General features: G+C 57.1%; 4 protein-coding genes. 1 reads left to right on the top strand and 3 read right to left on the bottom strand.

Annotated elements, in window-relative coordinates:
• The coding region (locus ACP5E6_RS16445) for a sensor histidine kinase (RefSeq protein WP_427955934.1) at nucleotides 1-289 on the top strand (289 nt) is incomplete at its 5' end.
• 964 nt (nucleotides 290-1253) lie between these two features.
• Here the strand turns inward: ACP5E6_RS16445 and ACP5E6_RS16440 are convergent.
• The 3 genes from ACP5E6_RS16440 to kdpB all read right to left on the bottom strand — a co-directional run.
• On the bottom strand, nucleotides 1254-1946 hold the full coding sequence (locus tag ACP5E6_RS16440) for a response regulator transcription factor (protein WP_427955932.1): 693 nt from the start codon (nucleotides 1944-1946) through the stop codon (nucleotides 1254-1256).
• 207 nt (nucleotides 1947-2153) lie between these two features.
• Nucleotides 2154-2780 (bottom strand): potassium-transporting ATPase subunit KdpC, encoded by a 627-nt coding sequence (gene kdpC / locus ACP5E6_RS16435; RefSeq protein ID WP_427955930.1) that lies wholly within the window; start codon nucleotides 2778-2780, stop codon nucleotides 2154-2156.
• A gap of 12 nt (nucleotides 2781-2792) precedes the next feature.
• A partial coding sequence (gene kdpB, locus ACP5E6_RS16430) for a potassium-transporting ATPase subunit KdpB (RefSeq protein WP_427955928.1) occupies nucleotides 2793-4415 on the bottom strand: 1623 nt, incomplete at its 5' end.

The following is a 4415-nucleotide window of genomic DNA, read 5'->3' as shown; positions in this document are numbered from 1 at the left end:
CGGCTCCGCCATCACCATCCACGCCACCCGTGAGGCCAACACCATCGCCATCTCGGTCGCCGACGAAGGCATCGGCATCGACGCCGCAGATCTCCCGCACGTGTTCGACAGCTTTTTCCGTGCTTCCCGCGGTGACCGCATCGCCCCCGGCACCGGCCTCGGCCTCGCCATCGCCCGCGCCTTTGTGGAAGCGATGAACGGCACCATCACCGCCATCAGCCCCCGCACCGATCTCCCTCGCGACGGCCTGCCCGGCACCATCATCACCATCAGTTTGCCGTGCCCATGAGGGCTGGGTGGAACAGGGTGCGGGAAGTTGAGGAGGCTTTGTTGCAAACTGTGATGTCGGGTGCCGTTCGCCTCTTGGCCGTTCGCGCGGTGCCCGTCAGGCTGCCTCACGTTTCATCCGTTTGACTATGAGCCGGACCGCTTCAGCACGAGCGCCGATGCCGAAGGCACATCCGACAGACCACCCCCGACGGCAAATATCCGGGTGAGGTTGAAAACAGACGCATGTCCGTCCCTTGCGAAGGGCCGGTGTCACGTCGAAGGTCTTGATCGTCGCATACGTTGCCTTCAGCGTCCTGACGACGCGCACCGGCTGGTTCTGAACTCCGCGGCAGATCGTGGAAAGGCCAACATTCACGTCGCGCGCACCATCATCAGCTCAGGATGCCAGTTGCTAATGCCATACTGTCAGCACCATCGCTCCGACGAAAGCACGATCTTACCTTCGAAATGCCGCCCTTTGGACGCTGACATAACACTACCGCACTCTCGGCAAGACAGATCACCGAGAATCGGGGCCGCTTGAAACATCCATCGTTCCTTAACGACGGCGATTCCTTTCAAACTGATTGAACCATGTTGAAAATTCCAGTAGGCTTGCCAACGATAGATAGATTGTCGTCACCGCTGATACGGATGCGGTGAATATCATCGTGACTTCTTTGTTTTCCCTTGAGATAAAAAATATGGCGAATTCCAGGAACAAAAGAAGCGCAAATGGCCTCGACAATTTCATGACCAACAAGCCGATAAACTTGCCATCAAGTGTTCTATTATTTTTGATAATTTGCAATAGCGTTATAAATGCCACAGATGACCATGATATGATCGCTGAGTCTAGAATGTTTTTTACGTAAATAGTATTTGAATAAGTTTTTTCATAATATACAAGCAAAACAAAAAATATTATCCATATTATAGACCAGTATCTATGGGCGGCTAAGGTTATCTTGTCCATACGGCCTTCATTCAAAACAATATCCAACGCCGACCCTGGTTTTTATATGTTGATCGCCATATGAGCCAAGTTTATTTCTTATCTGACTAATGTAGATTCTTAAATAGTTTATACCTTGATCAGGCGAATTGCCCCATATTTTCGCGATGATATGATCGTGCGTCATAACAGTGCCTCTATTTTTTAAGAGGAGTTTCAGAATCCGATATTGTGTTTTTGTCATCAGGAACTCACGATGTTCTACAGTTACCTTCATGGAATTATCATCTAGATTGATGTCGTCGAACGACCGACTTAGCTCTTTATTACTTTTCAGAATGTGCCACTTGATCGCATTGCGAATTCTTGCCAGCAACTCACCCATTCCAAAGGGCTTTTCGACGTAATCGTTGGCGCCGTTATCCAGTGCCTTGATCTTTTCAATCTCGCGGTCACGCGCGGAAAGCACGATAACTGGCGCCTCGGAAAACGAACGTAATCTGGCGAGAACCTCGTGCCCATCGATGTCCGGTAGCCCGAGATCGAGCAGCACAAGAGCCGGCGCACTGGATGACGTGATCCGCAGGGCCTCGGCACCGGTGTTCGCGCGCAAGACAGTGTAACCCGCTGTCTCGAGGGCTGGTTTCAGAAACCGGTGAATCTCCGCTTCGTCGTCGACCACCAGAATCGCACCGCTTACGTTACTCGGTATGTCTCTCATGCCACAGTTGACCTCCACATGATCTGCAGACTGGGCCACGCGCGCCGCAAGCTATACTTGCTTAAAGGCAGGGCGGTTGCGGTTACCGATTTGTCTTGCCCCAGCTGCGACTTCCCAAAAGTAGGTGCGCGAGGTATTCCAGCCGCGTCGTCCCCGATGGCGGCGCGGCAGTTAGTCCGATCGCCGCACCGTGCCACAACTTCATTATCAGGGCTGTTTCATACCTGCCAGTTTAAGGTTCAGTTTTAGGACGTTGACATGGTCGGTACCGATGACGCCGAGCAGCCGGTGGGTGGCAAGGCGGTTGACCAGCGCGGTCACTGTGGCTGCGGGAAGATTGCGCGCTGCGGCAATGGCAGGCGCTTGGCGTAGCGCGTTGGCCAGAGAGATATCGGGATCCAGGCCGGAACCCGAAGATTCAACCGCGTCGTCAGGCACCCGACCTGGGCCATAGGCCTTGTGGTATGCGGCAATCCGGGCGGTGACATCACTAATCAAGGTCTTGCTGGTTGGCCCCAGGTTTGAAGCGCCAGATTCGGAGGCGTCGTAGGGCGTTGGGATGGTTTTGCCCTTGGCATCAGTGCCGGTCAGTGCCGAGGGGCGCGGCTGGAACCAGTCCTTCGCGACGATGTGTTTGCCTGCGAAGTTCTGGCCGATCAGTGCCGAGCCGACAGGCTGACCCTTGACCCGGATCAGGCTGCCGTTCGCCTGGAACGGAAACACCAATTGGGCGAAACCGGTGAGGGCGGCGGGAAAAGCCACACCGAGAAGCAGGGTGAACAGCACGACGAGCGACAAAGCAGGGCGGAGTTCATTTGTTATTTCGCGTAGCATGACGGTGTCCGATCAGGTAAAGATGTGAAAGGCGGTGAGGATCATGTCAATCGCCTTGATTCCGACAAACGGGGCGACGACGCCGCCCAGACCGTAGATCAGCAAGTTACGGCGCATCAGCGCGGCTGCGCCAACCGCACGGAACTTCACGCCGCGCAAGGCGAGCGGCACCAACACAACGATGATCAGGGCGTTGAAGATCACCGCCGAAAGGATAGCACTCTCGGGCGACGTCAGACCCATTATGTTAAGCGCCTGCAACTGCGGGTAGGTCGCGACGAAAATCGCTGGTAGGATTGCGAAGTATTTCGAGATGTCGTTGGCGATCGAGAATGTGGTCAGTGAGCCGCGGGTGATTAGCAACTGCTTGCCAATTTCGACGATTTCGATCAGCTTGGTCGGGTCGCTATCGAGATCGACCATGTTGCCGGCCTCGCGTGCCGCCTGGGTGCCGGTCTGCATCGCGACACCGACATCCGCCTGGGCTAAAGCTGGTGCGTCGTTGGTGCCGTCACCGCACATGGCTACCAGACGTCCGCCCTCCTGCGCCTTGCGGATATAGCTGAGCTTGTCCTGCGGCGTTGCCTCGGCGATCACGTCATCAACTCCAGCCTCCGCAGCGATGGCTGCTGCCGTGACCCGGTTGTCGCCGGTGACCATGATGGTGCGGATGCCCATTCGGCGAAGATCGGCGAAGCGCTCCTTGATGCCGGGTTTGACAATATCCTTGAGCTCAATGACGCCGAGTAGTCGGCCATCCGCCACGACGGCGAGCGGTGTCGAGCCCGCACGGGCAATGCGCGATACGGCCTCGGTGAACGCCGCCGGCGGGGCACGATCGACCAACTTAAGCACCGAATCGACAGCCCCCTTGCGCCAGGACTTACCGCCCGTATCGATCCCTGAAACCCGCGTGTTGGCACTGAACGGCACCACCGTCGCATTCGTCGGTAGCGTGGCCGAAATCTGAAATTTTTCGCGCATCAGGGTGACGATCGAGCGACCTTCCGGCGTCTCGTCGCCGAGCGAGGCATAACATGCGGCCTCCGCCAGAACCCGCTCCTGAACATTTGGTACCGGATAGATGGCGGCGGCCATGCGGTTGCCGAAGGTGATGGTACCCGTCTTGTCGAGCAGCAATTCATCGACGTCACCGGCGGCTTCCACCGCGCGGCCCGACGTTGCCACCACATTGAAGCGGATCAACCGGTCCATACCGGCAATCCCAATGGCCGACAACAGGCCGCCAATGGTCGTGGGGATCAGGCAGACGAACAGGGCGGCGAGCACCGCGATCGACAGATGGGTGTGCGAATAGGCGGCAAACCCCGGCAGGGTCGCCACCGCGACCACGAAAATCAACGTCAGGCCGGCCAGCAGGATATCGAGCGCGATTTCGTTCGGCGTCTTGCGCCGCTCCGCCCCCTCGACCAGGGCGATCATCCGATCAAGGAAGGTCGAACCCGGTTCGGCGGTGATGCGGACGACCAGGAAGTCCGACACCACCTGCGTGCCACCCGTGACGGCCGAGCGATCGCCGCCAGCCTCGCGGATCACCGGAGCGGATTCACCGGTGATTGCACTTTCGTTGACGCTCGCGATGCCCTCTATAATATCGCCGTCGGAAGGGATGAT

The organism is Acidiphilium sp., assembly GCF_049977125.1.
Classification (GTDB): domain Bacteria; phylum Pseudomonadota; class Alphaproteobacteria; order Acetobacterales; family Acetobacteraceae; genus Acidiphilium.
Note: the sequence above shows the minus strand (reverse complement) of the source record. Positions and strands in the feature narration are given on the sequence as shown.